Source organism: Ruegeria sp. HKCCD7303 (assembly GCF_013111185.1).
Taxonomy (GTDB): Bacteria; Pseudomonadota; Alphaproteobacteria; order Rhodobacterales; family Rhodobacteraceae; genus Ruegeria.
In genome coordinates this window covers 1-1,847 of record NZ_WVRE01000021.1, presented here as the reverse complement: position 1 = coordinate 1,847, position 1,847 = coordinate 1, and the positions used below count along the sequence as shown (strand labels likewise).

The window sequence follows — 1,847 nt, the reverse complement described above, 5'->3', positions numbered from 1 at the left end:
ACGAAATTGACGCTTGTTTCAGGTGAGTTTCACGGCCAAATTCGGTCGTTTTTTGCATCAGCAGGAAAAATGCGCCTTAGAAGTCCATTTTGGCCATAAAAATAAGGGTTTTCAGGGCCTTTCCAGACCATCAAAATCTTCCAGGGCACTCTATAGGAGAGAAGAACACGATTATGCACCTGGTGCCAGCCCCCCATAAACGGTCTAATCAGCCGTCTCCTGATACGGGGTGCGTGGCTAAGCCGGGAGCATCAATGATGGGAGATAACCATCAATGGAAACCAACAACAATCCAACTGCTAGAGCGGAGGTAACCGAGCAAGTTCAACGTCTAGTAAAGGCCTATGGCGATCAGATCGTTCGGAGAGACAACAAGTTCTTCGACGTGGAGAATCTGAGTGTTCCACTGTCGCGCAATGACGTGGAGCGGATGATCCTGAACCGGGTACGAGACGAGCATCCTGAAGTCCCACTGAGCAAAGACCTTGTCAAAGCCCTATTCAAGCTGCTGATCGAAACGCAGCATACTGACGTCAACCGGTCGTTTCAGGTCTGGAACGGAACGGCAATCTGTGAGGCCGGAAACCCGAACCGACTGATAAGGTCACGGGGTGCGGTCGCCGCCAACACCTGGGTCGAACCTGAATATCGCAAACTTAGGATCAATTCCGCTGAGCTTGGCATCATCGGACAGTTTTTCGACGAGTTCTTTCAGCTTGAGCATGACCGTGAGCAGTTCCTGAACAGGCTGGCATGGAGCCTTCAGAACGAGGGCGAAAAGCCTGCTTGGGCTCCGTTCCTGTATTCGCGGGGAAGAGGTACTGGGAAAAGTACAACGGCACGCATTCTAACCGAACTCTTCGGCACTCAGAACACCGTAGTTCCAAATAACGTCAGCAAGCTTACGCAGCAGTTCAACGCCACGGTTCTGACAAGCAAGCTTGTGGTGTGTGAGGAAACCCAGATCAAGCCGGGGTCGCCGCAGGAAAACGCAATCAAAACCTTCATCACTGACCCTTACGTTCTGATAGAGCGGAAAGGGATTGAAGCTGAACGCGCAAAGCAGTCGTGCTGCTTCCTGTTCACCTCGAACATCTGGCCATCATGGATCGGTGAGGGTGAGCGGCGTTATCTCGCAATGGACGTAAACCATGACGGACGATCAGGTGGTTCTCGCGCCAACGAGTTTTCGAACCTCGTGGGTCAGGTTCTTCAGTTCCTGGATGATCCGGCGAACGTGGCCCGTGTCTATAATGCCTTGATGCAGAGACAACTGCCCGAAGAATTCAGCGCCAAGAGCCTTAACATCGCTGACCATCAGACCCCGACCATGGAACGCCTGCATCAGACCAGCCGAGACACCATCGTTGATCGGTTGGAGGAAGAACTGAATGCTAGTGGGCTCGTCGCCCTGCCTGAAGCGGGAGTGGTTGAGTTCGTCCAGACGAACCTCAAAGGAAACATCAACCAAACCAAGCACCTCATGGATGAGTTGGACTGGCAGAAGACCAAGGCCAAGTGGGGTGGCAAAGACTATCAACGCGCGATTTGGGTTAAGTCCGGCTATTGGATCGAGCGGGGTAAAATCCATGGTCCTGACTTTGAGCCAGTGAGCATCAACGATCACATTGCTGGTGACAGCCGGTTCGACGAAGTGAAGATCATATGATGGATGGTCAGCACTTCTTCTTGAGAGACGACTGCGAAATCTGGTTGCAGTACATCATGGACACCCACTACGAGGAGGCCCTTTCGAGGGCCAACTCCGTCCTATCGCAATCCTCTGAGGATGAGAACGGGTGCTGGGTGACCTCGACGCAGGGACGACCGAAAACACGGTTCAAGGG

1 protein-coding gene is annotated in these 1,847 nt (G+C 52.8%); it reads left to right on the top strand.

The features are described 5' to 3' along the window. Positions 1-274: 274 nt before the first annotated feature. Positions 275-1,669, top strand: coding sequence for a primase-helicase family protein (locus GS630_RS22235; protein ID WP_171712269.1), 1,395 nt, complete (start codon positions 275-277; stop codon positions 1,667-1,669). The last annotated feature ends 178 nt before the right edge of the window (positions 1,670-1,847 follow it).